We start from the raw sequence: 26111 nt of genomic DNA on the forward strand, positions 1-26111 counted from the left end.
TGCTTTTACTCTTTCATGTTGTGCCATAATAAAACCTTTAGTTAAAATTGAGGTTATATTCAAAACGCAGCAAAACTCCATTTATGACCGCTTTTAAATACTTGCCGGCAACGCCATTGAAAAAAAAAACAATTGTAATAACCGGTGCAACCAGCGGTATTGGCAGGGCAACCGCTTTAGAATTTGCCCGTTATGGCGCTAAACTGGTGCTAGCTGCCCGTCAAAAAGATATTTTGGATGAAATGGTTGACCTGTGCGATCGGCTGGGCGGTAAGGCAATAGCCGTTGTAATTGATGTTACCGAACCTCAAGCCATGGCACAACTGGCTAAGGATGCCTGCCTGTTTGGTGGTAGTTTAGATGTTTGGGTAAACGTGGCCGGCATTGGTGCCCTTGGCGAGTTTACCACCATACCCATTGAAGTGCATAACCAGGTTATTAAAACCAACCTGCTGGGGTACATTAATGGTGCTCATGCGGCCATGACTCATTTTAAGAAGCAAAAGCGTGGTATTCTTATTAATTTAAATTCGGTTGGTGGTTTTGTAGCTTTACCGTATTCAGTTTCATATACGGCCAGCAAATTTGGCTTGCGGGGTTACTCAGAAGCTTTACGTGCCGAATTATATGATTGTCCGGGTATTCACATTTGCGATGTATTTCCAGGATTTGTTGATACGCCCGGACCAAGCCATGCGGCTAATTATACTGGTAAACTATTGAAACCCGCGCCGCCTGTGGTTCCTACCTATAGGGTGGCGCATACGGTAGTTTCTTTAGCACAGCATCCTAGAAATTCGGTTACGCTGGGTAGTGCGGCTTACGTGGCCAGGTTTGGGCAAATGGTATCACCGTCTCTTACCCGTTGGGCTACTGCTCAATTTATGAAGCTGTATTTAAAAAATGCCGAACCTGCTGCTGTAACCAATGGTAGTGTATTTGAACCTACCCGTCAGCATAATCAAATTTCGGGAGGCTATTCTTCTAAAAAAATGAGTAACAAAAAAGTGGTTCGTGCTGCAGGTATAGCCTCAATAATTGCAGTTACTCTATACGTTATTAAAAAATTGAATTAACTGCATTTATAATTGCGCTATATTTAAGGGTTATTTATTTTAGGGGATCGTCTTTAAATTTGTGGAATATGCAGTTTTCCTCTTGAGAGGTAAAGGGGTATCTTTCTTTTACCGGCTGCAAACCATCTATAAATTAACCTTTAATACACCTCTGACAGTGCTTAATCCGGCTCTCCCTTTCTGAATTGTGAATAAGTTCTTAAAAAACAATTCCCCTGTTGTTAATTGTATAATAACATTTTGTTAATATTTTTTTAACATTAATGGAGTTACTTCATTGCCAGTTAGTTGATATACGATAGGTTTATCATATTAAAATTTATTTGTAACGCCTTGCTTCTTATTTATAACTTTGCAGCCTGATGAAAAATTTCCTAACCCGGTTAATGCCCGATAACGATAAAGTATTTTTTAATTTGTTTAACCGGGCTTCATCCAATAGTACAGCCATGGCCAAACTGTTAAATGAGGCAGTTAACGGCGAATGGATTCCCGAGCAAAAAACCGAGTTTGCGCAAATAAGCAGGTTAAAAGCACAATCGAGCGAAATTAAGAGACAGGTGTATGCCGTATCTGGAAAGGCATTGGTTTCACCGTTTGAGCGTAACGATATGTATGCGCTGGTATCGGCGGTAAATGCAGTATCCGATTATATTGATGCTTCTGCCCGCCGTATCAATTTATATTCTATTGATGCTATTACCCCTCCAATACGTGAGCTTTGCGCTATTATATACCAAGCCAGCCAGGAGATAGAAATATGTATAAGTGCATTAAGCAATATTGCCGATCCTGATACTATTACACAAAGCTGTAACCGTATTAAACAATTGGAACACGATGCCGATAACATTTACGATAAGGCTTTTGCGCAATTGAATGCCCAGGAAACCGATACGTTTCAGGTAATTAAACACAGCGAAATATTAGGTGCTTTAGAACGTACTACCGACAAGTGTGAACAAGTGACTTATGTGGTAGAAAGTATCCTGATTAAAAATAGTTAATACGTATCACTGTTGTATAGCATCACACCCTGTTTACCAGGAAATCGTGCTTGATTTTTTAACCATTTTTGAGCGTGTTAGCGCTTGATTGAACATTGTGAGGGGGTGTATTGTAAGTGGCTTTGTACTTCAACCATAACCTGTATAAGGTGTACAAACCCTTCTAACCCTCTCAAAAGCTACGGCAAAATCCTCAGCTTTTACAAACGATTTCCTTGATCCTATTACCTGAAATTACGTATTTTGCCTTAATTATTGAGTACTTTTGCTGCTCTCTATCTCAAAAACAGAATCTACCAGTAAATCTCTTTGTTGCGATGCGGCAACAGCAAGATGATCGCAGCGTTCGTTTTCGGGGTGCCCGGCGTGGCCCTTCACCCATACAAAACGTACTTGGTGCAGTTTGCTAACTTCCAGGTAACGCAGCCAAAGATCTTTGTTTTTTTTGCCGGCAAAGCCTTTTAAAACCCAACCGTTAAGCCATTTTTTCTCTACCGAATCTATTACATATTTAGAATCGGAAAAAATGGTAACCTGCTGGCTGAGAGATTTTAAAGCCTCCAGGCCTTTAATTACCGCCAATAATTCCATACGGTTATTGGTGGTTTTGCGGAAACCTTCCGAGAGTTCTTTATAGTGCTGCCCGGCGCGCAATACTACACCATAACCCCCTGGTCCAGGGTTACCGCTTGATGCGCCGTCTGTAAATATTTCGATCATAAATTTAATGCAATGATAGGAAAACAGCAGCTTTTAACCATTAATAAATATTTAAAAAAGGGTTTGCAAAGAGCCGAAAGATTTCTATTTTTGTACCCGCAAGCACGGTAGATGTAGCTCAGTTGGTTAGAGCATCGGTTTGTGGTACCGAGGGTCGTGGGTTCGAGCCCCATCATTTACCCTTTTTTAAAAAGCCTTTTTACAGCAGTAAAAGGGCTTTTTTTATGTTTTTAATCCGCCTGATTTATTTAAAAAGACTGAAAGATGTGTTTGCCTTTAATCATTTTACTCAAGTTGCTGCAAACTATAATAAGAGCCAACAGCGACTTGGTGAATACATACATCTCTAAATAATATGATAAAGGTGAATCGGGTAACATTATATATTTAAAAATAGTACACTTTGTTATGGCCAATGAGTAAGATGTCGTTCCTGCACTATTAAGTATTCCTCCCTTAAATTAGTGCAAACCAGTGCGTTAATGATATTTTAATTAATTTGTAGTAGTTGCACTTATGCGGGTGATGTGACCATTTGGCAGCTTCAAAGTTTGAAATAACTAAGGTATAAACTGCATAAAATGTTCTCTCAATATTTTATTACAATAACTTATCAGGTGTAATAGGGGCATTGCGTACTCGTTTGCCGGTTGCGTTAAAGATGGCGTTGGCAACTGCGGCTGCCACGCCAACAATTCCAACTTCGCCTATTCCCTTAATACCCATTTTATTAACGAAGCTATCATTTTCATTCACAAATATGGCATCCATGTAGCCTACATCCATATTAACCGGTACATGATAATCGGCTAATGACCGGGTTGCGAAATTACCCCAGCGCGGGTCTATCAATGATTCTTCACTCAGCGCCATACCAACGCCCCAGGTGTTTCCACCAATGATCTGGGAACGTGCAGTTTTAGGGTTAAGAATTTTCCCGGCACCTACTACGGCTAAAAAACGCGTTACCTTAACCATGCCCGTTAGGCTATTAACCCTTACTTCGGCGAAGTTAGCGTTAAAGCTGTGCGAAGAATATTCGGCAGCGGTTTCGGGTGCCTTGGCATCGGCACGGGTTTCAAATGTAGTTAGCTGTTCGGATTGCATCAGCTGATAAGCTGTAGGTCTTACAAAAAACTGTTTTCCCGATTTAGTCAGCAGTTCATTGGTGATCTTTTCGCAGGCATCGTTAACCGCATTGGCAAAACTGGCCGCACCAACTGATCCCACCGAGCCGGCTGCCGGAGGCAGATCCGAATCACCCAGTTTAACTGTAACATTTTCCAGCGGCATACCCAGGCCATCCGCTGCTGTTTGCGTTAAAATAGTGAAGGTGCCAGTACCAAGGTCTGAGGCTGCAATGGATACTACAGCATTAATGATTTTGCCGCTACGAATTAATTGGACCGTAGCCGAGCTGGGCCGCTGCCGGGCCGGGTAGGTACCGCAGGCTACACCGTACCCAATCAGGTCGTCGCCTACTTTGTTCTGTGCTGGCTGCTGTTTACGTTTTTCCCAGCCGAAAGCCTTGGCACCTTCCTGTAAACATTTTACAGTTGCACGCGAAGACCAGGGTTTGCCGCTGGACGGATCCTTTTCCGGCTGGTTCTTTAAGCGCAACACAATCGGGTCCATCCCCAACTGATGTGCCAGTTCATCCATAGCGCATTCGAGCGCAAAGCTGCCGGTAGAGTGACCAGGCCCGCGGGTATAGGTCGGTAAAATGATGTTCATCGGCACAACCCGGTAACTCACCAACAGGTTAGGGGTGTCGTACATGATCTTCGCACCTTCGCCACAACCCTCAATGTATTCATCCTGAATAGCGGTATGGGTGGTGGTTTCATGCGAAAGACTAATCAGCTTACCCTCACGTGTGGCGCCGAGACTAATCTTTTGAAAATTTTGCTGGCGTAAGCCTACCGAGTTAAACATCTGCTGCCGGGTAAGTGTCAGCTTCACCGGTCGGCCGGTAACTTTGGCCGCTACAGCCGCCAGCGCAAGGTTGGCCCATTGCCCGCCTTTTGAACCAAATCCTCCACCAATAAATGGCGATACGATACGTACCTGTTCCGGTTTTAAGTTCAGGGTTGCTGCAGCGGAGTTTTGCGCACCGTTGATAACTTGAGAACCATTGTACAAAATTACTTTATCACCTTCCCAAACCGCAACGGTAGAATGCGGTTCCATAGGGTGATGGTGTTCTATCGGTGTATGGTAGGTACCTTCAAATTTAACTTCTGCGCTATTAAAGGCACTTTGGGCATCTCCCCGGTGATGATCGGCCAATTCCTTGCCCTTGGGCATAACCGCGCCGGGCATCAGCTTTTCAAAATCCGTTTTGGGGTCATTGCCCGGAGTATAAGTTACTTTCACCATTTTGGCCGCATGAGTAGCCTGCTCAAAAGTTTCAGCGACCACAATGCCGATATGCTGACCGTAAAAATACACCTCGGGCCCCTGTAGCAGCGCACCGCCGCGTAAGCCGCCTTTCACATTAAGCTTAGGTACGTTCTCGTGGGTAACCACTTCCAAAACACCTGGCAGGGTTTTAATTTCCGAGGTATTGATGGAAGTGATGCGGCCTGCAGCGATCGTGCTTTTAAACAGTACCGCATAAGCCATATTCCTTGCCGGATAATCGGTGGCATAGGTTGCCTTACCGGTTACTTTTAGTAAACCGTCGATACGGGTAATGGCTTTGCCAATGTTTTTTTTGTCTTCCATTATGATTATCCGGTATAGCTATCGCCTTTTAATGCCTGTTCCAACGCGCTGATGATCGTGCGCTTGCCCAGTTCAATTTTGAATTTATTATGGGTTAAGGGCTTGGCAGTACGCATGGCCGCCTCGGCCGCTAAAGTAAAATTGTTGTTGGTGGCCGCTTTGCCTTTTAAAAACTCTTCGGCTTGTAAAAGCCGCCAGGGTTTATGCGCCACTCCACCCATGGCCAAATGGGCCGATATGATCTTACTTCCGTCAAGTACAAGGCCCGCCGCAACGGATACCAGCGCAAAGGCGTAAGAATTACGGTCACGCACTTTTGCATAAGCGGAATGACCCGCGAAGGCATTGGCAGGGAGTTCTATCGCGGTGATGAGTTCGCCATGGTTCAGCACATTGTCCTTTTCCGGCTCATTACCCGGCAACCGGTGAAAGTTTTGGATCGGGATAGCGCGTTCAGTTCCGCCGGGCTGCATCACTTTAATGTGCGCATCAAGTGCCATCAAAGCTACCGCCATATCTGAGGGGTAAACGGCTACACAGGCGTCCGACCAGCCAAATATGGCATGCATGCGGTTTATTCCCTGTAGGGCCGCGCAACCCGTTCCCGGCTCACGCTTATTACAGGGCATAGCCACATCATAAAAATAGCTGCAACGAGTACGCTGCAGCAGGTTGCCGCTATTAGTTGCCATATTGCGGATCTGTGCAGAAGCTCCGGCCAAAATGGCCTTACTCAATAAGGGATAATTTTTGCGAACCAACGGAGAATTAGCAGCAGCTGTGTTTTTACCCAGTCCGCCCAGGGAAATGCCGCCATTGACCAATGGTTTAATCGTAGCCAGGTTTATTTCCCCTAAATCAATCAGTTCGTTCGGGCGCTCTACATCTTCCTTCATCAGGTCGATTAGGTTAGTTCCACCTGCAAGGTATTTGGCCTTCGTATTATTAGTTAACAAGCTCACGGCCGCTATTGCGGTTTTGGCCGGCGTAAATTTAAATGGTCTCATATCGTTAGCCAGTTTTGTTCCACATTTTTACCGGTTTGGGCCTCTTTGATGGCAGCCACAATATTTGGATAAGCACCGCAACGGCAAATATTACCCGACATACGCTCGGCAATCTCCTCGTTATTCAGCATCAGCGATGTTTGCGTTTGCCGAAGGTTGGCGGTCACATAACTGGCCTGGCCTTCTTTGGCTTCCTTCATCAGGGCAACTGCCGAACAGATTTGCCCGGATGTACAAAAGCCGCACTGGAAACCATCATGCTTTAAAAAGGCTTCCTGCATAGGATTTAGCACCTGATCTTTAGCCAACCCTTCAATTGTGATGACCGATTTGCCCTGGCAGGTAGCGGCCAGCGTCAGGCAGGATAGCACACGGTTACCGTTAACGATAACCGTACAAGCACCACATTGACCATGATCACAGCCTTTTTTGGAGCCGGTTAGCCCCAAACGCTCTCGCAGGGTATCCAGCAGGGTCATGCGGGAATCTACCATTACCTTTGTTGGTGCAGTGTTAACCTTGAAGCTGACCTGAACACCATTTTCTATTGCTGCCGCCGGTAAGTCTTCGATCTCGCCTAAGGCTACGCCACGAGCCAGGACCTGTTCGGCCCCGATGAGGTGCCCGGCCAGTAAACCCGCCGAAGCGAGGCCGACCAGCTTCATAAAATGACGCCGGTTTAAGCCGGTTTGAATGATCTCATCCAGTTCTTCCGGCATCAGATCGCCAAATAGCTTTTGTTCTTCCTTGGTTAATGGATTGGGTTTATCGCTCATACAGTTTCCTGGTTATGATAGATTTAACATCTGCCAGTACAGATAGTTTCAGGAATATCTATAACTCTATTTAATTGTTGGAATGCCTGAAGCGTAAGGAGGTGCATGTTCTACAGCAACCGGAAGTGGGATATTTATTGATGTAAGTTGATGTTCATCAATCACATTTTGCCCCTCAACTGTATATTTAAAATTAAATTTCATAGCGTTGGCTTTCACAAACCCGCACCAAAATAATAATACCGGTATCATAACATCCAATTGCCGTGGGTAAGCACTTAACGCACCACTTAATAATAAGTAAACACCCGTAATTAACAATATAAATTTTACAGGATAAACAGTTTTGCGCCAGTTGTAAATTGTAAAAACCAAACAGGCTAATGAGGACCATAACACCAACGAGCCTGTTAAAATATTACGAATAATGGCCGCATCCTGGTAAGCATAAGAGTAGGGAAAGTTGAATAGCATCCTCGAAATATTGTAGTAATAATTCTGCAAAAATTTGATGGGGTTGTGCTTAATGTTTTTGACAGCAGCCTGTTTAAACAGTTCATCCCGGTCTATTTCGTTATGCCGTAATATGATCTTAACTTCTTGTAAATGGTTTTTTTTGAGCAGGCCGGTAAATTCTTTTAATTTGATGTTATATAATTTGGGGTATTGCCTGTTGGTTAATCCCGGGTGTTTCCAGTCCCCGTACTCATAGTTAAAAGGTGAACTCATCCAGTATAGGCTTAGCCCGCCCGAATTACCCCAATATAGTAACTTGCCGGTTAATGTGTATGTATAAGCCAGGTAGGGTAGCGTACATGCAAAAGCTATTAATAACACCTTGGCCGACCTGATATAATTAGTTTTATATTTTTTAAATAAAATAAATGCTAAGCATATAATCAGACACATAATGAGCACATAACCAAAAATGATTTTAGTTAAAGTTAAAAAGCCCAATGTTAAGCCAGCAACAATCAGATATTTTGTTTCTTTATTATAACAACACCGTATAATACTGTATAGCATCCCTGATACCAGGCAGTAGGTTAATGGTTCGGTATAAACCATGGTAAGTACCGATAAAATATTGGGATATATGCCCATGATTATACCACATAGTATGGCAGTTTGATAATTAGTGATAATGAGTAACCCTTTGTATAAAAACACCACCGCCATATACATATATATGGCATTTAAAAGCGCAATAAAAATCACTGGTACGTTAAATGCGGCAAATGGCATTAGTGTAATAGGATAACCTGGCCCATTCCATAAATTAATGTGCGGGTATTTTGGGGAATAAAACCCTTTAAGCAGGTGTTGTGCAAACTCCAGATACCTCACTTCGTCGTCATGTAATTCCGGTGCCCTGTTGATAATAATGAAGCACGCGTAAAAGATCAAAAACGGGAGAAATATGATGTATGGATTACGTGTTATGCTTTTGATCATGAATTTAAATTCGGTTACCTTTTGTGAGTTCAGTGTTAATACTAATGTATTACGTAGCTATACAAAGTACTGAGCAACGTTAGTTTATACAAGCTTTGCTAAGCTTTTGCATATTAGTAGTTTATGCCGTATAAAAATAATGAATAAAATAACTACTGCATAATTTATCAGGTAATTGTGTTTCGCTACCCAATAGCTGAAGCGTTTACAGTGCATAAATAAATTTTTAAAAAAACTTATTTACAATGCTTGTACTTCATGTACTATGGATAATCTATTATTAACTTATTGGCGTAAATACTTGCTATTAGGTAAAATTATGCTGAATAAAACATACCTTTGCAAAATTATTTTCTTTGAATAAGTAACTGGCTTTAATAACGCTATTCTCTTCATCGACAATAAATTACAAGAATAATAGCATGAAAAAGATCGTTGATTACAGGAAATTATTAGGCGTAACCAAAGATGCCGAATTACAGGAATTAAAAAGCATTTACCGTGGTTTAATGAAAACCTGGCACCCCGATAAGTTTACCGATAGTGCCGAAAGCCGTTTAGAAGCCGAAGAAAAAAGTAAGACCATTATAGAAGCCTACCACTTTTTAGTGAGTATAGCGCCCGAAACCCGTGCCCAAAGCCTGGCCGAATACACCACAACAACTACTACAGCAGGTATTTCAGACTTTGATTACAAATCGCAGGTGCTTAAAATTAGCTTTACCGATGGCAGCGAGTACGAGTATTTTGATGTGCCCAAGGCGGTATATGTTAAGTTCATCAATGCCGATTCGCCGGGAAGATTTGCACGCAGGCACATTTTTAATGAGTTTGTTTACCGCAGCATGAGCAAGTTGGTAGCTACCGCTTAATCACCTAAATAGTTGCTTTAAAAGTTTACGAAACCTCATGTTTCCGCATTTTTATCATTCGTTTTTTAGCTTACGGCAAAAGGCCCATCAAAGGCAATACATCACGTGCTGAAACAAAATGAAAAAAATTACAGACCGGTACCATTGGGTTGCCGGTTTTTTTAATTTGTTGGCAGAGTAGGTTCCGGTTTATCTTTAAGCAGGTCTTTCAATTCCACAATTTTTTGGTGTGTGGCATCCATATTAATGAGGCCGCGGCGAGGGCGGTCGAGGTCTAAAATAAGGTAGATGGTGGTTACTGTCATTAAAGCAAAACTACAAACTATTACATAGTTAAACCGCTTGGTTTTGGAGCCGTATCCTGTTACAAAACTGCCCGCCAAGGTAAGGATGAACAACACCCATAAAATAGATTCGGGCACATGTGCGGTCCTGCCGGTATCACGAGTGGTCGCTATATCCATCATATCGTTTAGTGCTGGCACCATTTGCTGGGTGCGGAGCGTATTTTCTTTATCCTGCGATAATTCCATGACCCGTTTCCAGATCTTGGCCGAATAATCGTTACCAAGTTTAAGCGTGAGGTTGAGCTGATCTTCATCTATACCCCACTCGTAATAAGCTATGCGGGTATTAACGTAAGAGGTAAATAGTGGCCTGAGTTCGTCACGCACACTGTCGGGGTACAAATCACACCGTAGGATAGCCGTGCCTATGTTATTAGCTTCCTGCACAATCAATTGCCTTTGCGCATCATTTTTAGATGCCGACATGCCAAACGTGAACGACAGCAGCAAAGCCAGTAAACCTAATAACGATCCCTCTACCGGCCCCAAACCTTCCGAAACATGCTCGGGGTGGCGGCTTGCTTCCCTTTGCTGCAGGTAGTAGCCCGCCAGGTTAGCCGCAATCATCAGCACAAACAGGTTGAACGCAATTAAGATGGCCGGAAATTCATAAAGAAAAGAATTCATGTATTACAGGTTGGGTATGCGATATGAATTTAGGTAATTTTTGAATAGAATACTACCCTTCAGATACTTTTAATAAAGTAACAGAGTGCAGCTTTTTAAATTTGAGGATAAGGCGTGAATATTTTAACGATATAAATACAGTTAAAACACTGTATTTTTTTCTTAATGTTCTTGCTAATTTTAACAGGGTAATAATTACGGTTACATATAAAACTTATTGCCTGTGAAATTATCTATTCATCAATTATCATTTTAAATTTAAAATAAAATGGAAAGTAAAATTAAGGGTAACGGTTTTGAAGGTACCATATTTACTTATGAGGCAGAAAAGGTTGCTTATATTCTGAACGAAGTGCTTAAAAAGCCTTCATCTGCTTTAATTGTAGAGCCGGCAAAAAACGAATACTGGGTATTTTACAATGGCGGCTATACATTTCCTCAGGCGCAGGATAGCCTGAAAGTGGTTGATTTAACAGTAGTTCCCGAAAACTTTAAGGCAAGTGTTGTAGAGAAAGTAAAAGGTGCCCAATGGGATATGGTTAAAATTGAGGTAGAACCAGAATTTTTATTTACCATAAACGATGAATTTAATAAGATCAAAAATTTATCATCAATTAGGGTAGCCATACACCAGGGTGATGATGGTAAAAGGTTTGTACACTTATATTATAAAAATTAACGGAGGTTACCTGCACTTTACATAATAGATAATGATACTTAGCAGGTAAACAAATATTCCAATAAAATAAATATTTATGCAGTACATCGGGTATCAACAACTTCCCCGTTATCAATTAATATGGAAAATACAAGCTTTCAAATTTCTATAAAGCAAACAGATACCAAGCTTGTTGTTATTGTTAAAAATAATTTACCGGTTAAGTGCAGCGTATTGGTGTGGAATACGGTTTTAGATTTTCCTTATGTGCATGGCTTTATGCTAAAACAAGAGGAAAAAATTGTAAAATACACAGGGCCTATATATCAGCGGAAATTTGTTGACAACGTTAGTACCAAAGAATTTGACGTTGATGAAATAATAACGATTGAGTATGACATTGTAGACATATTACAGCAGTTTAACGTGGAAGTTATGGAAGCTGGAAAACCCATCGGCATTGTCATAGCTAACGAAAGTTTTTCCGTTTATGACACCGATGCATCATTAAAGAACAAGTTTGAAAGCTTTTATAAAGTTGTTGCCGTTAGCAATGAATTATTGGTAGATGGCAGGTTTATTGAAGAAGTGTTAAGCAGGAGAGAAGCGGAAAGCCAAACAGACTTGAATCTTTCGTTTTCAACAAATGATGTACCATTGTGTGTAGCGGGGCATAATGATGGGTATGTACAATTGGGACCTACGTCAAGGTTTGTTCTGGGTTTTCCGGTAACCTCCAATCTTAGTAGTGCCAAAAAGGATAGGGTTAATCAAATAACCAGGGCATTGTTCGAGTTAATGGTTTTTACATTTAAACCGGTGAAAAATGATGCCCTGTATAAAAAATGGTTTGGTACCTACAGTGCGGCCAATTTAAATAAAGTTAATAATGCCATGCTTTCGGCAAAACCTGGGGCTTGTCCTTCCTATATTGTTTTTGACGGCTCAGGCACTACCAGCTGTAAACCAGATACTTATGCTTATATAATTTATACCAGGGAGTACAATGAGCATCCACGGCAATGTTCTGCCGGCATGCATTATTGTCATCGGATATTTTTATGTGCATTATTTTGGACGAGGCCAATATCGGGTGCCGATTCACAATTAGGCATTTTAGCACACGAACTTAGCCATGGTTATGCATACACGGTTGACCATGTTTATGGTAAACTGGCCTGCTTGGATTTGGCAAAGAAAAGTCCCGACTTGGCTGTTGAATGTGCCGATAATATCAGATATTATATAGAAGATTTACTTTAAATGTACTGCTTTTTAATACAAGCGTAAATAAAAACAATCACCTCACTACAAAAAATATTCATCATTAACCGGTTTCTCAGCCGGTGGTATATCTTTCTCGCCCAGCATTTCTAACAGGTTTATTTCAATTGTACGGGCAATTTGGTTGAGTGGGATGCCTGTAGCAATTTCCTCAAATGGGTTCATTAAATACATGCCGTTTTGATGGGTGATATGAAAAACGAAACCCAGTATCCAACTTATAAGTATAGCCCATGCACCAATGCTTTCGGTTAAAATAAGGGTAGTAAAAACAATCATAATAAATATAAACAACCGGGTAATTACCACATAGGAGGTAGGGAAAACCGTATTTTTAATACGTTCGCATTTACCCATATGGTCTGTAAAGCGGGTAAGTAACTGGTTGAGCTGCATAAACCGAAATCCATCTATACATTCACTTTCAGATAATTGCTGCAGGTCAATAGCATTTAAAGCTATAACAGCATTAGGCACGTTGGTTTGCCTGGTTACTTCCTGCTGCTCAGCATCCCTTAAAAAGGTTTTGAAGTAACCTTCCTTTTTTCCACGCAAACTTTCTTTAAGGGCATATACAAATCCTATATGCCGGCGTATCATTTGTTTTTTGGTAACGGCTAAATCCTGGTTTTGAGGCAAATTTGGTATATTGTGTAATATGTTACGCGCCCAGCTGCGCGAATCGTTAACCAGTCCGCCCCAAATGGTACGGGCTTCCCACCAGCGGTCGTACGCCTGGTTATTGCTAAATCCCACAAAAAAGGCTATAGCAGTACCCAAGAGGGTTGCTATGGCAACAGGCAGCTGTATAGGGGTTTTAGTGACGTACTCGTGTATGTAAAATGTTATACCGCATATTAGTAACATCAGTATATCCACTTTCCAGGTAGTTTTTAATATACGGATCAGCTTAAAATTAGGCTTAATTAGCATAGTTTTTTATCAAATTTAATAACGAACAGCTTAACTACAAATGCGATATTTATACATTTTGTGCTGGTTTATGTTTGAGAAAATTTGTTATAACTGCAGGTTGTTATTTAATTACATTTTTTTAAAGCTTTATAAACCTGGCATTTAGTAAATTGTAATGAGTGTATAAACATGTACTTGTTAAAATCCAGGTAAATAAAGCGGTTGTGTTTAAGGCTAAACCTACGGTAAATGATTATCGCTAAACAACCTGCAACCTAATGCCCGGCCTGTAAATTTATTATTATAATAATAGTTAACAACGTTAAGTATAAAACGATAATATATTAACAATTAATTAGTTGTAAATTTATTATTCAAAAAATATTTTAATTTATTAATGGTAAGTATTAATTTTAATGCGCTTCTGCTAACTGCTATTAAATCTTTAACTCAATGGAAACTTATAACCGAATGCTATGCCCAAAATGTGGCAAAACGCCGCTGCACCGAGTGCCGCGCAAACGGTACGTGAAATTGTTGTTGTTTTTTTTACCTTTAAGATACTACATTTGTTATCACTGCAACAGGCAGCAATATCTTATCATTAGGTAGCATAAGTTGTAAACATTTAATGATTAACGATAAATCGCCGCATATATTAAACGCATCATCCAACTTACTGGGGTTATGTTTTGTAGTGCTCACCTCATTAAAGTTTCTCAAAATATCAGAAAAAACCATGATCGACGAAACGGTTGCTATGGCTATCGTTTTTTTTATGTTGAGTTGTTTATTGTCTTTTTTGGCTATACGCGGCAATATTAAGGTAGGCAGCAGGTACAAAGATATTGCCGATTTAGTTTTCATAGGAGGGCTCATGATACTATTTGCTACCTGTATGCTGTTCGTGTTTAATTTTATCAATTAATAAGGCGTATCATACTCTTTTAACGTTTCTTAATTCAATTTTATACTTTATACCGTATTGGTATTAATTGGCATAATTTGCAAATCATATTTTACCAATTATGAAAACCATACTGTGTTCGCTTATATTAATTAGCTGTAGCCTGTTTGCATTTGCGCAAAGCACACCTGTTGTAAACAACGGTAAGCTGCATGTACAATCCGGGCAAATAGTTAACCAAGGGGGGCTTCCGGCACAACTAACAGGTATTAGCTTATCCTGGAGTATATGGGGCGGGCGTAAATATTATAACCCGGCAGTTGTAAATTGGCTCTGTCAGGATTTCAAGATTAGTTTATTACGGGTATCAATGGCCGTACAGCCCGATAGCGGCTACCTGCAACAACCAGATAAGCAAAGGCAACTAATTACTGCGATGGTTGATAAGGCTATAGAAAACGGTATATACGTTTTAATAGATTGGCACGACCACAACGCTCACCTGCATACGCCGCAAGCCAAAGAATTTTTTGGAAACATGGCCCGGAAATATAAAGGCGTACCAAACGTAATTTATGAAATTTGGAATGAGCCCGAACGTATAGGATGGGATACGGTAAAAAATTACGCAGTAGAACTAATAACCGAAATACGTAAGTACGATGAAGATAACCTGATAGTGGTGGGAAGCCCGCATTGGGACCAGGACGTAGATGTAGCTGCCAATAACCCTATTACAGGTTTCCAAAACATTGCATACTCCTTTCATTTCTACGCCACCGAGCCATCCCATCAGGATGGATTACGGCTAAGGGCTAATTATGCCATTGCTAAAGGGTTACCACTTTTTGTTACCGAATGGGGAGTAGGCGAAGCTAACGGCGATGGCGAATTTAATAAAGGTAAAAACCGCAAATGGTTAAAATGGATGCAGCAACATCAACTAAGCTGGGCAAACTGGAACATTACCGATAAAAAAGAGACTACGGCAATTTTAAGGCCCGGTGCGCCGGTTAACGGCGGCTGGACAAAAGAGCAGCTAACTCCGGCTGGTAACTATATTCGTAAAGTACTGCGGAAGTTAAACATGTAGTTTAGTAATAGGCAACCCTATTTTACTGCATAAAAATCAAGTTTTAAGTATAGGCATAGCAACTGCGCGCATGTATATTTAAACTCGTGTGGTTACCATGCTATGCCCGCAATTAAATAATTTTGAATAGTTTACTCGTACCTCGCAACCTCATTTCCCGCAAACTACCGCCGTTTCACAAATATAAGTGGGCACTATACCGGTGGAGGTAATGCTGGTTTCGGCATCCTCAGGCTGGGTATTTCCCGAGAAAACGAGCACAGTATCCAGCCCGAATTTGTTACCACCCAAAATATCGGTATGCAGGGTATCGCCCACCATTAAAATGTCTTTTTTACTAATGGGGCCTTTGGCGCGCACCAGGTCATACGCAAACATAAACATCTGCGAATCGGGCTTGCCAAAGTGAATGAACTTTTTGCCCACCACATGCTCTATCATGTTAGCTAAGGCCCCTACGGCAATGGCTACGTCGTGCATGTTGAGTGGGTAGGCAAAATCGGTATTGGCCACAATAGCTGGTATGTTACGTTTGCGCAGCAGGTTTACCACTTTGTTGAGGTCCCTGAACCAGTTGAAGCCTTCATCGTCCATAAATACAAGCGCGTTCACTTCGTTAATGTTGCTGTCGTCAATAGCCTTAACCGGCAAGGTGCGCAAGCCCGCGCTTTCAATATAATGTGCCGAATCATCGGTACCCATATAAGCTACAATACCATCGGGTACCTTCAGTTCCAAATACTCCTTGGCCAGCATGCCCGAAGAGATGATCTTATCGGCCGTGATCATATCCAGGCCGAGTTTTACAAAGCTTTCGGCCAGTTGCTGCGGGCTGCGCGAGGCATCGTTAGTAACGATGTAATATTCCTTTTGATTTTCTTCCAGGTAATCGAACGTATTTTTCATGCCCGGCACCAAGCCTTTGTAATTCTTAATCACCCCAAACGAGTCGAAAAAGATCACTTTATAACGGTCAACTATACTTTTAAATTCAACAGGGTTTATCATTGGAGGTGTTCGTTGTAATAATTAATATTTAAAGGCCATGTGAGGCGGTTCCCTTCTTGAGAGGGGCAAGGGTGTGTTTATTTTTAACTATTTTATTGGCGTTTCCCTCAGGGCCGGGCTTTACGCTCATACTGCACAGGCCTTAGCCACAGGCCGGTATCCGCTTCAATTCCTAACGCAAACAGCCTCACCTAAATTCTCTCTAAAAAAGAGGACTTTAAAATAATAGTAGGCATCTTTTTTTTAGAGACGGTTGTGGAGAGGTTCATCAATGCTTCAATTTTAATGCGCTGATTAATACGTCGGCATCAAAATCCCGGTCAACCGAGGGCAGGTAAATATCGTATGCTTCCTGCTGTAGCTTCACGGCGTATTGCTCATGAAAAAAGTGTTTACCGTCCTTAATCACATAATTTAATATAAAAAAGCGGTAAGCTTCTTTCAGGAAATAGATCTCGTTAATGGTAAAAGGGTTGTGTTTGTGGTACTCTTCCATAAACAGGATAAAACGTTTTTCCATCATGGTGGTAATGAGGTAGCTGAAAACGGTACGGTCGCCCGCGTCAGATACCACCCGGCTAAAAAAATAAAAATCCATCATACGTGTACTCATCCTAAACCAATCGTAATCCCAGCGCGAGTAAAATTCCAGTTTGTGCGAAACCGAAAAGTTACCGATGTTCCAGTCGATAAATACCGGGATGGTTTCAAAGGTATTGGCCGCATATTTAGCACGCCCTTTCAGGTACAAATCGCAGTGATAACGCAGCAGGTCAACCTGTGCTCGGGAACCAAAACTGTTTTCGTCGTTGTTCAACTGATCCAGCAAACTGTTAATATCGGTTCGCATGGTTTTGGATGATTTGGGCAGTACCTTACTGGCGCGTGAACAAGCCTTATGAAACTTGGCCGTTTGCTGGGCCAGTTTTTTAATGTGGCTGTCTTCCAGCCTACGCGGCAGGCGTTCCATAATACGGGTAGGATTGTAAAAAACCACCCAGGCATCGGTGCCGCTTAACCGGTACCTGTATATATATACCCGGTTGTTTTTAAGTAACGATTTTGCCAAAAAGTTCTCGTAAGGGTACAGTAAATTATTACTTAGGCTGTGTATAATGCGGTGATCTTCTTTAAAATAATCGTGCTGGCCAAAGTTGGATAGCTTAGCAATAATAATGTCGTCGTCTTCAAACGTTAGGCGGAAAACAAAGTTGGTTGATACATTTGCACTAATATCGTCGATGCTCCTGATCACTTTTGAAGCGTCGTAGCCTTCCCATGCTTTCTTTACAATGTGCGTACCTAATTCGTGGTCCATATTTGGTGGTTAACCTAAAAGCTGTAATAATTTCCTTTATACCCTAAAATACCCATGTAAGTATGAGCTTGTTTAAGCATCTGCCGCGCTGCTAAGTTTTCAACAAGCGCATAACTGTAATAACATTCTATATTGTATAAAGCTTCTTATATAATTTCAAAATATCTTTTTAATTCCCAATCTGTTACCTGTTTGCTGAACTGCCGCCATTCCCAAATGCGGGTATTGGTAAAATGCCGGGTGAAGGCATTGCCAAACAGTTCGCGCGCAATAGCCGAATTTTTCATGGTGGTGGCCGCTTCTAACAAATTGGGGGCAATGCTTCCATTGCTTTTATCGTTATAACCGTTTCTTTTTACGGGCGGTACGTTTAATGTTAATTTATTTTTAATGCCGTACAAACCCGAAGCCAACGCGGCCGATAGGGCCAGGTAGGGGTTGGTGTCCGATCCCGGAATACGGGTTTCCAGTCGCATATATTCGGGCGATGTATTAATTACGCGCAGTGCGGTGGTACGGTTTTCTACGCCCCAGGTAATGGTAGTTGGGGCCCAGGCACCTTCTACCAAACGTTTATAGCTGTTAACCGTGGGCGCATACATAGGGATGATGTGCGGCAGGCAATATAATTGGCCGGCCAGGTAGTGCTTCATCAAATCGCTCATCCTATTTTCTTCACCCTCGTTATAAAAAAGATTAGTCGCTTTATCTATACTCCACAGGCTTTGGTGTACGTGGCCGCTGCAGCCGGGCAGGTCCTCCTTCCATTTGGCCATAAATGAGGCCATAATACCGTGTTTGGAGGCTATTTCCTTAATGGCATTTTTCAGGAGCGCGGCCTTATCGGCGGCGGCAAGTACGTGGTCGTGTATAATGGCGGCCTCGTACACACCGGGGCCGGTTTCGGTATGCAAACCTTCCAGCGGGATGCCGAACTGTTCTAAGAGGTTAACGAGGTCGAAATAAAAATCGCTTTGTTGCGACGGGCGCAGTATAGAGTAGCCGAACATACCCGGCGTAAACGGTTGTATGTTAGTAAACGATTTTTGCTGCAAGGTTTTCGGTGTTTCACTAAAATTGAACCATTCAAATTCCTGCGCAAACTCGGGGTGGTACCCCATGTCATCACATTCTTTGGCTATTTTTTTTAACAAAGTACGCGGACAAGGAACCTGGTCGTTACCCTCTCCGCTAAAATCACCCAAAAAAAAAGGGATATTATTTTGCCACGGTACTGTACGAAAGGTAGATAGATCTATACGGCAGGGCTTATCGGGGTAACCGGTGTGCCAGCCTGTAGCGTTCACATTATCATACGCCTGGTCATTGCTGTCCCAACCAAATACCACATCGCAAAAGCCGTAGCCTTGGTCCAGCCCGGCGGTAAACTTTTGGGTATGGATCACCTTGCCGCGTAAAATACCATCCATATCGGCAAACGCGAACTTAATATGGTGTATATCGTTTTGCTTTAAATAATCCAGAATTTGCTGTTTATCCATGGCCAGGTTGTTAATATTGAGGGCTGCGGGCAAGTTAGCCATTCAACGTTAATATCACCAAAAATTTATTAAAAGTACTGCCTTTATCTGGTTTTGCTCTTCAACCATAAACCTTTAGTTTGTGAGGTTGGATGAGATTTTTTATTTGGTTTAATGGCAGTTGTTGTAGCCTGTAATATACCAGATTATAAATTACCCAAAATATGTATTGGTAACCTATTCAATGTAAAAACCAGGGAAAATTTAAACAAAATTGCACAAGTAGCACTACTGCCCGCCTAAGCTTTGTTGACTAAAAAGAAGTTCAGAAACCAAAGGTATAAGTAACGATGGCAGATAATGGTACGGTCAAACATCAAATAAGGATAACACCACAAACAGAAAAAAAACCCTGATTTGCATAGCATATCCCTGGTTAAACAGACATGTAAAACGGCCTTAAAGTGTAGCTAATGCCGTTTTTATATCAGCATACCTGCCATTGGGGTGTTAACGAAATATCTTCAACACACCTGGTAAGTAATTGTGTTTACGAAGGTCTCCTTATCGTTAAAATGAAGAGTGGTTAAATTATTAAATTAAAAAGGTGGCTCATCTTCCATATCATCCATGCGCGATGGGCGAATAATGATATTACCCGGGTTGCTATCGAACCCTTGCGACGGACCTAAACCTGAAAAGGCACCACCTGCCGATGGTGGCATATAGCTGTCCATATTTGTTTCCAAATCGGTAAACTTTACATACTTACCCACAAATTTTAAGCGTACAGTGCCGGTTTCCCCGTTACGGTGCTTGGCTATTATTACTTCGCCCACGCCTTTGGTTGGGTTGTTGTCTTCGTCAAATTCTAAACCGTAATATTCTGGTCGGTATAAAAACAATACCATATCCGCATCCTGCTCAATAGATCCCGATTCACGCAGATCCGATAGCATCGGGCGTTTGGAACCACCCGGACGGCTCTCCACCGCACGGCTTAACTGCGACAGGGCAATAACCGGTACCTGCAACTCTTTAGCTACCATTTTTAACGCACGCGATATGCTACCAATTTCCTGTTCGCGGTTTCCGTTTTTTCCATCGGCCTTACCGGTCATCAATTGCAGGTAATCAATAATAATCAACTGAATGTCGTGCTGTGATTTTAAACGGCGGCATTTAGCCCTAAACTCAAATATGTTCAAACCCGGGGTATCATCAATAATCAAAGGGGCTGCCTCCAAACGGCCAATTTTGGAGTGGATTTGCTGCCATTCCCATTCTTCCATTTTACCCTTACGGATTTTTTCCTGCTCAATTTCGGCTTCGCCGGATATTAAACGGTTAACCAACTGTACCGACGACATTTCTAAGGAGAACACCACTACCGGTTTATTGAAATCTACAGCGGCATTGCGCGCGCAGGTTAAAACAAATGCCGTTTTACCCATGGCCGGGCGGGCCGCTATAATAACCAGGTCAGATTTTTGCCAGCCCGAGGTCATGCGGTCTAAATCGGTGAAACCAGTACCTATACCGGTAAGGCCGTCTGTTTTATCTTTTAGTGCTTCTATCTCCTTCAAGGTCTCCTGCATCAGATCGTCCATTTTACGCGAATCGCGGCGAAGGTTGTTCTGGGCAATATCGAACAGGTTTTTTTCTGCTTTATCTAACAGTTCTAAAATATCGGTGGTATCCTCGTACGCAATGTTAATTACCTCGGTAGAAATGCGGATCAACTCGCGCTGAATAAATTTCTGAATAATGATACGGGCGTGATATTCTATGTTAGCTGCCGATGCCACGCGGTTGGTAAGCTCGGTAATGTAATAAGCACCGCCCACCATTTCAAGTTCGCCCTGCATACGCAGTTGCGCGGTAACGGTCAAAATATCAACAGGTGAGGTTTTTTCAAAAAGTACGCGTATGGCATTAAATATTTTCTGATGACTTTCTACATAAAAAACCTCGGGTTTCAACACATCAATTACAGATGACAGGGCATCTTTTTCCAGCATCAGGGCACCTAAAACAGCTTCTTCCAGGTCACGTGCCTGGGGCGGTAATTTACCTGTGGCAAGGCTGGTACTGGTGTAATTTTTAGTGCGACGGTCGTTATTGGTTCGGCTATTATTCTCAAAAATCATACTGAACAAAAATATAGAAAAAACAGGCCTGCTTAGTCAACATTTCGTAACCATTAATTAACAACCATGTTGGTAAATTTTATGCGGTTGATTATGAGCTTAATAAATTAGAAAGTGTTAAATGGTCCTTAAAATATGCTTAAAAATGTGATGAACATTAGGTAAATAAATATACTTACTTTTGCTGCCTTATTTTTATTTAAATGACAGGCAATTATCCGCCCAAGCGCAACAACAGCAACAATCAGTTTATATTCGGCATCCGTGCTATTATTGAAGCTATTACATCGGGCAAAGAAATAGAAACCTTGTATGTTCAACGTGGTTTAACCGGCGATCTGTATCAGGAATTGAAAAAGGTTGTAGCCGAACATGAAATTTCGGCACAGTTTGTACCGGTTGAAAAACTGGACCGCATGACCCCTAAAAACCATCAGGGTGCGGTGGCCGTAATTTCGCCCATTATTTACCATAAAATTGAGAATATTATTCCTGAAATTTACGAAAAAGGGGAGGTGCCGTTAATTTTATTACTGGATAGCGTTACCGATGTGCGTAACATGGGTGCCATTGCCCGTACAGCCGAGTGTGCAGGTGTGCATGCCATTGTAGTACCAGGAAAAGGTTCGGCACAAATTAACGCAGATGCCGTAAAAACATCCGCCGGCGCTTTATATAAAATACCGGTTTGTCGTCATGATAATTTTGTACAAACGGTTAAATTTTTGCAAGAATCGGGTTTGCAGATAGTGTGTTGCACCGAAAAAACCAACGATTATATTTATAAACCCGATTATACCGCACCAACCGCCATAGTAATGGGTTCGGAAGATGAAGGCATCCGTAATGAACTGATTCGTACGGCCGATTACCTGGCTAAAATACCCATGTTCGGTGAAATTGAATCACTGAACGTATCGGTATCGGCAGGGGTGATATTGTATGAAGCTATCAGGCAGAGGCAGTAGATGTGCTGATGTGCAAATTAAAAATGTGCAGATGCTTTTAAACATCTGCACATTCGCACATTTAAAATTTGCACATTAAATATACTTCGTTCCAAATTTCTGCTTAACGTCGGCTACTACTTGTTTAACGTTTTGCTCATCGTTTTTAGGACAGATCAATAGTGTGTTGTTCGATTCTACCACAATGTAATCGTGCAGGCCTTTAATGATCACTAATTTATCATCGGGCATGTTCACCATACAGTTTGATGAATCGTACATGATCACTTTTTCGGAGGGGATAACCGCATTGCCCACGTAATCTTTTTCGGCCAGTTGATAAACCGACGCCCAGGTACCTAAATCGCTCCAGCCAAATTCTGACGGAAGTACGTAAACATTTTCAGCCTTCTCCATAATACCGTAATCAATAGAAATGTTGGTGCAACGTTGATAGGCATTATGCACATGCGGTTTTTCTTCGGCACTATTATAAACGGTACGTGCTTCGGCAAAAATCTCATGCATATCGGGCAGGTACTTATCAAAAGCACCAACAATTGCTTTGGCCGACCATACAAAGATTCCTGCGTTCCATAAAAAGTCGCCGCTTTGTATAAATGTTTTGGCAATATCAAGCGTTGGTTTTTCGGTAAAGGTTTTCACTTTATGAAACTGCTCATCAATAACCCGGTCGTTATACTGAATGTAACCGTAACCGGTATCGGGGCGCGAGGGTTTGATGCCCAAGGTAACCAGGCACTGATGTTTAGCCGCGGTTTGCAAGGATTGCTCTATGGAATTTACAAAGCCGGCTTCGTCCATAATCAGGTGATCGGAAGGGGCAACCACAATAACCGCATCGGGGTCCATGCTTTCAATTTTATAACAGCCATAGGCCACGCATGGGGCGGTATTGCGCATTACCGGTTCGGTTAATATTTGCGAATCGGTCATGGCTGGTATCTGTGTTTTTACCAGGTCGGTATAAATCTCATTGGTAACTACATAAATATTTTCTTTGGGGCAAATCTTCAGAAATCTGTCGTAAGTGTGTTGTATGAGCGTTTTTCCAGTACCCAAAATATCTATAAATTGTTTTGGATGTGAGGTACGGCTAATTGGCCAGAAACGGCTTCCGATACCACCGGCCATAATTATGGCATAATAATTTTTATTCATATTATTTACAGTGTGTGATGAAGTGATAACACAGTGCTCAAATTTGTAAAAAATTATTCGGTTTTGTAATAAATTTAAGGTATATTTAGTTATTAATTATCAAGGTTCATTATAGCAGAAAAATCATATTAGTTTACTATTTCGTTAACATTACACACTCTGCATATATTTTTTTGTTATTTTGAACTTTAAAAGCAAAACTTCATACTTTCTACAAAAAAATGATTGAAATAAAAAAGTCGCTTTTTGATAACCTACAGAATTTTTTCGGATTTGATAATTTCAAGGGTGAGCAGGAAGCGATTATAACCAACATAATGGCCGGCAATGATACATTTGTAATTATGCCTACTGGCGGCGGAAAGTCCATGTGTTACCAGCTCCCGGCATTAATGACGGAAGGTACAGCCATTGTAATTTCTCCTCTCATAGCCCTGATGAAAAATCAGGTAGACCAGCTCAGGGCTTTTTGCAATTCAGAAAGTGTAGCCCACTTCCTAAACTCGTCTTTAACCAAAGCCGAAACAGCTAAAGTTAAAGAAGATGTATTAGCCGGAAAAACCAAGCTCTTATACGTAGCACCCGAATCGTTAACTAAACAAGATAATATAGACTTTTTGCGTTTGAATAAATTGTCGTTCGTGGCGGTTGACGAAGCGCATTGTATATCGGAATGGGGGCACGATTTCAGGCCCGAATACCGTAAAATACGCCAGGTAATTACCAACCTGGGCGAAAACATCCCCATTATAGCCTTAACGGCTACTGCTACACCAAAGGTTCAGCACGATATTCAAAAGAATTTACAAATGAATAACGCAACGATATACAAATCATCGTTCAACCGTTCAAATTTGTATTACGAGGTTCGTGCCAAACGAAATGTGCTTAAAGAAATTGTACGTTTTATTAAGCAGCACCAGGGCAAGTCGGGTATTATATACTGCCTGAGCCGTAAAAAGGTAGAAGAAGTTGCCGAAGCCTTAAAGCTTAACGGCATTAAAGCGTTGCCTTACCACGCCGGTTTAGATGCCAAGGTACGTGCCGATACGCAAGACAGGTTTTTGATGGAAGATGCTGACGTTATTGTAGCAACCATTGCCTTTGGTATGGGGATAGATAAACCCGATGTACGCTATGTGATACACCACGATGTACCGAAGAGCATGGAGGGGTATTACCAAGAGACCGGTAGAGCGGGCCGCGATGGAGGCGAAGGTATCTGCGTAGCTTTTTACTCTGAAAAAGATGTAGATAAGCTGCAGAAATTTATGAAAGACAAGCCGGTTTCGGAACGAGAAATTGGTACTCAGATATTAAAAGAGGTGATAGATTATGCCGAATCGGCTGTGTGCCGCCGTAAGCAGATCCTGCATTATTTTGGTGAAGATTATGATGCGGCCAACTGTAACTGCATGTGCGATAATTGCAGCTCCGTCCGTCAGTTCTTTGATGCCGAATCACAATTGCACCGGGCATTAAGTTTAATAAAGCAATTGGGTGATAAGTTTGACGATCATCATATTACCAGCGTATTAATGGGCGAAGACAATCCGCATGTTCACCATTACGAACATCATTTGCTGGATGTGTTTGGCTCTGGTAAAGAGGAAAATAAAAATCTTTGGAATTCGTTGCTGCGCCAAGCTTTGCTTGATAATTTTTTATCGAAAGATATTGATAATTATGGCTTGTTAAAGTTAACCGAAAAAGGTCACGACTTTTTGGATAACCCTTACAGCATGCGTTTTGTGCTCAACAAGCCCATGGAATCTACCGATGACGATGACTCGGAAGATGGTCCTAAGCAAGGTGGTACTGCTTTGGATACGCAATTGCTGCAAATGCTGAAAGACCTTCGTAAAAAAATTGCGAAGCAGAAAAGCCTGCCGCCGTTCGTTATTTTCCAGGATCCTTCTTTAGAAGAAATGTGTACGCACTACCCCATATCAACCGATGAATTGAAACAAATATCGGGTGTGGGTGCAGGTAAGGCCGCTAAGTTTGGGGCACCTTTTATTGAGTTGATTAAAAAGTACGTGGAAGATAATGACATTGACCGCCCTATTGATATGGTGATCAAAAGCGCAGCTAACAAATCGGCACTCAAAGTTTATATTATACAAAATATCGACCGGCATCTGGATTTAACAGATATAGCGGCATCCAAAGGTTTAACTTACGAAGAGATCCTGCACGAAGTAGAATCTATAGTAAATTCGGGCACCAAATTGAACCTTAATTATTATGTAGATGAGGTGATAGATGAGGATAAGCAAGAAGAAGTGTTTGACTATTTCCGCACGGCCGAAGTTGATTCGATTGATGACGCGCTGGTTGACCTGGGCGCGAACGATTACACGCGCGAAGAGATACAGCTCATGAGGATCAAGTTTTTCTCTGAATTAGGAAACTAAGAAAAAATGATATTATAAAAAAAGGAACTCTAACAGGGTTCCTTTTTTTATAAATTGCCGGCAAACAATTGAGTGTAATATGAGTACACTTAAACACCTATGTTGCTGCATAAAATAAAGAGCACACAAAGTTTTTT

The 26111-nt window shown here is 41.6% G+C and carries 21 protein-coding genes and 1 tRNA gene; 10 read left to right on the forward strand and 12 right to left on the reverse strand.

What is annotated here, in order from left to right:
• Positions 1-83 precede the first annotated feature (83 nt).
• Both ACFQ3S_RS07655 and ACFQ3S_RS07660 read left to right on the forward strand, forming a co-directional pair.
• Positions 84-1076 carry an SDR family oxidoreductase gene (locus ACFQ3S_RS07655; RefSeq protein WP_377162955.1) on the forward strand — a complete coding sequence of 331 codons (993 nt, stop codon included), beginning with the start codon at positions 84-86 and terminating at the stop codon, positions 1074-1076.
• A 362-nt stretch (positions 1077-1438) separates the two neighbouring features.
• The gene (locus ACFQ3S_RS07660) at positions 1439-2083 is read left to right on the forward strand and encodes a DUF47 domain-containing protein (RefSeq protein WP_377162957.1); all 645 of its coding nucleotides are present in this window, start codon (positions 1439-1441) and stop codon (positions 2081-2083) included.
• Positions 2084-2335: 252 nt separating this feature from the next.
• Here the strand turns inward: ACFQ3S_RS07660 and rnhA are convergent, their stop codons facing one another.
• Positions 2336-2803 carry a ribonuclease HI gene (gene rnhA, locus ACFQ3S_RS07665; RefSeq protein WP_377162959.1) on the reverse strand — a complete coding sequence of 156 codons (468 nt, stop codon included), beginning with the start codon at positions 2801-2803 and terminating at the stop codon, positions 2336-2338.
• Between the two features lie 107 nt (positions 2804-2910).
• On the opposite strand from rnhA, the gene ACFQ3S_RS07670 reads away from it, so the two are divergent.
• Positions 2911-2984, forward strand: a tRNA-His gene (locus ACFQ3S_RS07670).
• 419 nt (positions 2985-3403) lie between these two features.
• Here the strand turns inward: ACFQ3S_RS07670 and ACFQ3S_RS07675 are convergent.
• The 4 genes from ACFQ3S_RS07675 to ACFQ3S_RS07690 form a co-directional block, all read right to left on the reverse strand.
• Positions 3404-5530 carry a xanthine dehydrogenase family protein molybdopterin-binding subunit gene (locus tag ACFQ3S_RS07675; protein WP_377162961.1) on the reverse strand — a complete coding sequence of 709 codons (2127 nt, stop codon included), beginning with the start codon at positions 5528-5530 and terminating at the stop codon, positions 3404-3406.
• 5 nt (positions 5531-5535) lie between these two features.
• Positions 5536-6537 carry an FAD binding domain-containing protein gene (locus tag ACFQ3S_RS07680; protein WP_377162963.1) on the reverse strand — a complete coding sequence of 334 codons (1002 nt, stop codon included), beginning with the start codon at positions 6535-6537 and terminating at the stop codon, positions 5536-5538.
• Positions 6534-7313 (reverse strand): 2Fe-2S iron-sulfur cluster-binding protein, encoded by a 780-nt coding sequence (locus ACFQ3S_RS07685; protein ID WP_377162965.1) that lies wholly within the window; start codon positions 7311-7313, stop codon positions 6534-6536. The genes ACFQ3S_RS07680 and ACFQ3S_RS07685 overlap by 4 nt, the downstream gene beginning before the upstream one ends.
• Positions 7314-7379: 66 nt before the next feature.
• Entirely contained in the window at positions 7380-8768 is a 1389-nt protein-coding gene (locus ACFQ3S_RS07690; protein WP_377162967.1) for an ArnT family glycosyltransferase, read from the reverse strand.
• Between the two features lie 422 nt (positions 8769-9190).
• Between ACFQ3S_RS07690 and ACFQ3S_RS07695 the strand changes: the two genes are divergently transcribed.
• Positions 9191-9640 carry a KTSC domain-containing protein gene (locus tag ACFQ3S_RS07695; RefSeq protein WP_377162969.1) on the forward strand — a complete coding sequence of 150 codons (450 nt, stop codon included), beginning with the start codon at positions 9191-9193 and terminating at the stop codon, positions 9638-9640.
• A gap of 161 nt (positions 9641-9801) precedes the next feature.
• On the opposite strand, the gene ACFQ3S_RS07700 is transcribed toward ACFQ3S_RS07695, so the two are convergent.
• On the reverse strand, positions 9802-10614 hold the full coding sequence (locus ACFQ3S_RS07700; RefSeq protein ID WP_377162971.1) for a bestrophin-like domain: 813 nt from the start codon (positions 10612-10614) through the stop codon (positions 9802-9804).
• A gap of 268 nt (positions 10615-10882) precedes the next feature.
• On the opposite strand from ACFQ3S_RS07700, the gene ACFQ3S_RS07705 reads away from it, so the two are divergent.
• A complete protein-coding gene (locus tag ACFQ3S_RS07705; protein WP_377162973.1) occupies positions 10883-11293 on the forward strand; it encodes a hypothetical protein in 411 nt (136 codons plus the stop codon).
• Between the two features lie 120 nt (positions 11294-11413).
• Positions 11414-12535: a M35 family metallopeptidase gene (locus ACFQ3S_RS07710; protein WP_377162975.1), complete on the forward strand. Its 1122-nt coding sequence runs from the start codon at positions 11414-11416 to the stop codon at positions 12533-12535.
• 45 nt (positions 12536-12580) lie between these two features.
• Here ACFQ3S_RS07710 and ACFQ3S_RS07715 read toward each other — a convergent pair whose 3' ends face one another.
• A complete protein-coding gene (locus ACFQ3S_RS07715) occupies positions 12581-13489 on the reverse strand; it encodes a bestrophin family protein (protein ID WP_377162976.1) in 909 nt (302 codons plus the stop codon).
• Between the two features lie 613 nt (positions 13490-14102).
• Here ACFQ3S_RS07715 and ACFQ3S_RS07720 point away from each other — a divergent pair.
• Together ACFQ3S_RS07720 and ACFQ3S_RS07725 are read left to right on the forward strand one after the other, a co-directional pair.
• Positions 14103-14399, forward strand: coding sequence for a hypothetical protein (locus ACFQ3S_RS07720; RefSeq protein ID WP_377162977.1), 297 nt, complete (start codon positions 14103-14105; stop codon positions 14397-14399).
• Between the two features lie 100 nt (positions 14400-14499).
• Positions 14500-15471 (forward strand): glycoside hydrolase family 5 protein, encoded by a 972-nt coding sequence (locus ACFQ3S_RS07725; protein WP_377162978.1) that lies wholly within the window; start codon positions 14500-14502, stop codon positions 15469-15471.
• Positions 15472-15621: 150 nt separating this feature from the next.
• Here the strand turns inward: ACFQ3S_RS07725 and ACFQ3S_RS07730 are convergent, their stop codons facing one another.
• The 4 genes from ACFQ3S_RS07730 to dnaB all read right to left on the reverse strand — a co-directional run bounded on the left by ACFQ3S_RS07730 (position 15622) and on the right by dnaB (position 21428).
• Positions 15622-16479, reverse strand: a complete 858-nt coding sequence (locus ACFQ3S_RS07730) for an HAD-IIA family hydrolase (protein ID WP_377162980.1) — start codon at positions 16477-16479, stop codon at positions 15622-15624.
• Positions 16480-16747: 268 nt separating this feature from the next.
• The gene (locus tag ACFQ3S_RS07735; protein WP_377162982.1) at positions 16748-17797 is read right to left on the reverse strand and encodes a hypothetical protein; all 1050 of its coding nucleotides are present in this window, start codon (positions 17795-17797) and stop codon (positions 16748-16750) included.
• A gap of 146 nt (positions 17798-17943) precedes the next feature.
• A complete protein-coding gene (locus tag ACFQ3S_RS07740; RefSeq protein WP_377162984.1) occupies positions 17944-19341 on the reverse strand; it encodes a glutamine synthetase family protein in 1398 nt (465 codons plus the stop codon).
• 536 nt (positions 19342-19877) lie between these two features.
• The gene (gene dnaB, locus ACFQ3S_RS07745) at positions 19878-21428 is read right to left on the reverse strand and encodes a replicative DNA helicase (protein ID WP_377162986.1); all 1551 of its coding nucleotides are present in this window, start codon (positions 21426-21428) and stop codon (positions 19878-19880) included.
• 203 nt (positions 21429-21631) lie between these two features.
• Here dnaB and rlmB point away from each other — a divergent pair, with 203 nt between their 5' ends.
• Positions 21632-22396 (forward strand): 23S rRNA (guanosine(2251)-2'-O)-methyltransferase RlmB, encoded by a 765-nt coding sequence (gene rlmB, locus ACFQ3S_RS07750; RefSeq protein ID WP_377162988.1) that lies wholly within the window; start codon positions 21632-21634, stop codon positions 22394-22396.
• A 75-nt stretch (positions 22397-22471) separates the two neighbouring features.
• Here rlmB and ACFQ3S_RS07755 read toward each other — a convergent pair whose 3' ends face one another.
• Positions 22472-23557, reverse strand: a complete 1086-nt coding sequence (locus ACFQ3S_RS07755) for a mannose-1-phosphate guanylyltransferase (RefSeq protein WP_377162990.1) — start codon at positions 23555-23557, stop codon at positions 22472-22474.
• Between the two features lie 224 nt (positions 23558-23781).
• Between ACFQ3S_RS07755 and recQ the strand changes: the two genes are divergently transcribed.
• Positions 23782-25974, forward strand: coding sequence for a DNA helicase RecQ (recQ, locus tag ACFQ3S_RS07760; RefSeq protein WP_377163127.1), 2193 nt, complete (start codon positions 23782-23784; stop codon positions 25972-25974).
• Positions 25975-26111 lie beyond the last annotated feature (137 nt).

Source organism: Mucilaginibacter terrae (assembly GCF_042679325.1).
Lineage (GTDB): Bacteria > Bacteroidota > Bacteroidia > Sphingobacteriales > Sphingobacteriaceae > Mucilaginibacter > Mucilaginibacter terrae.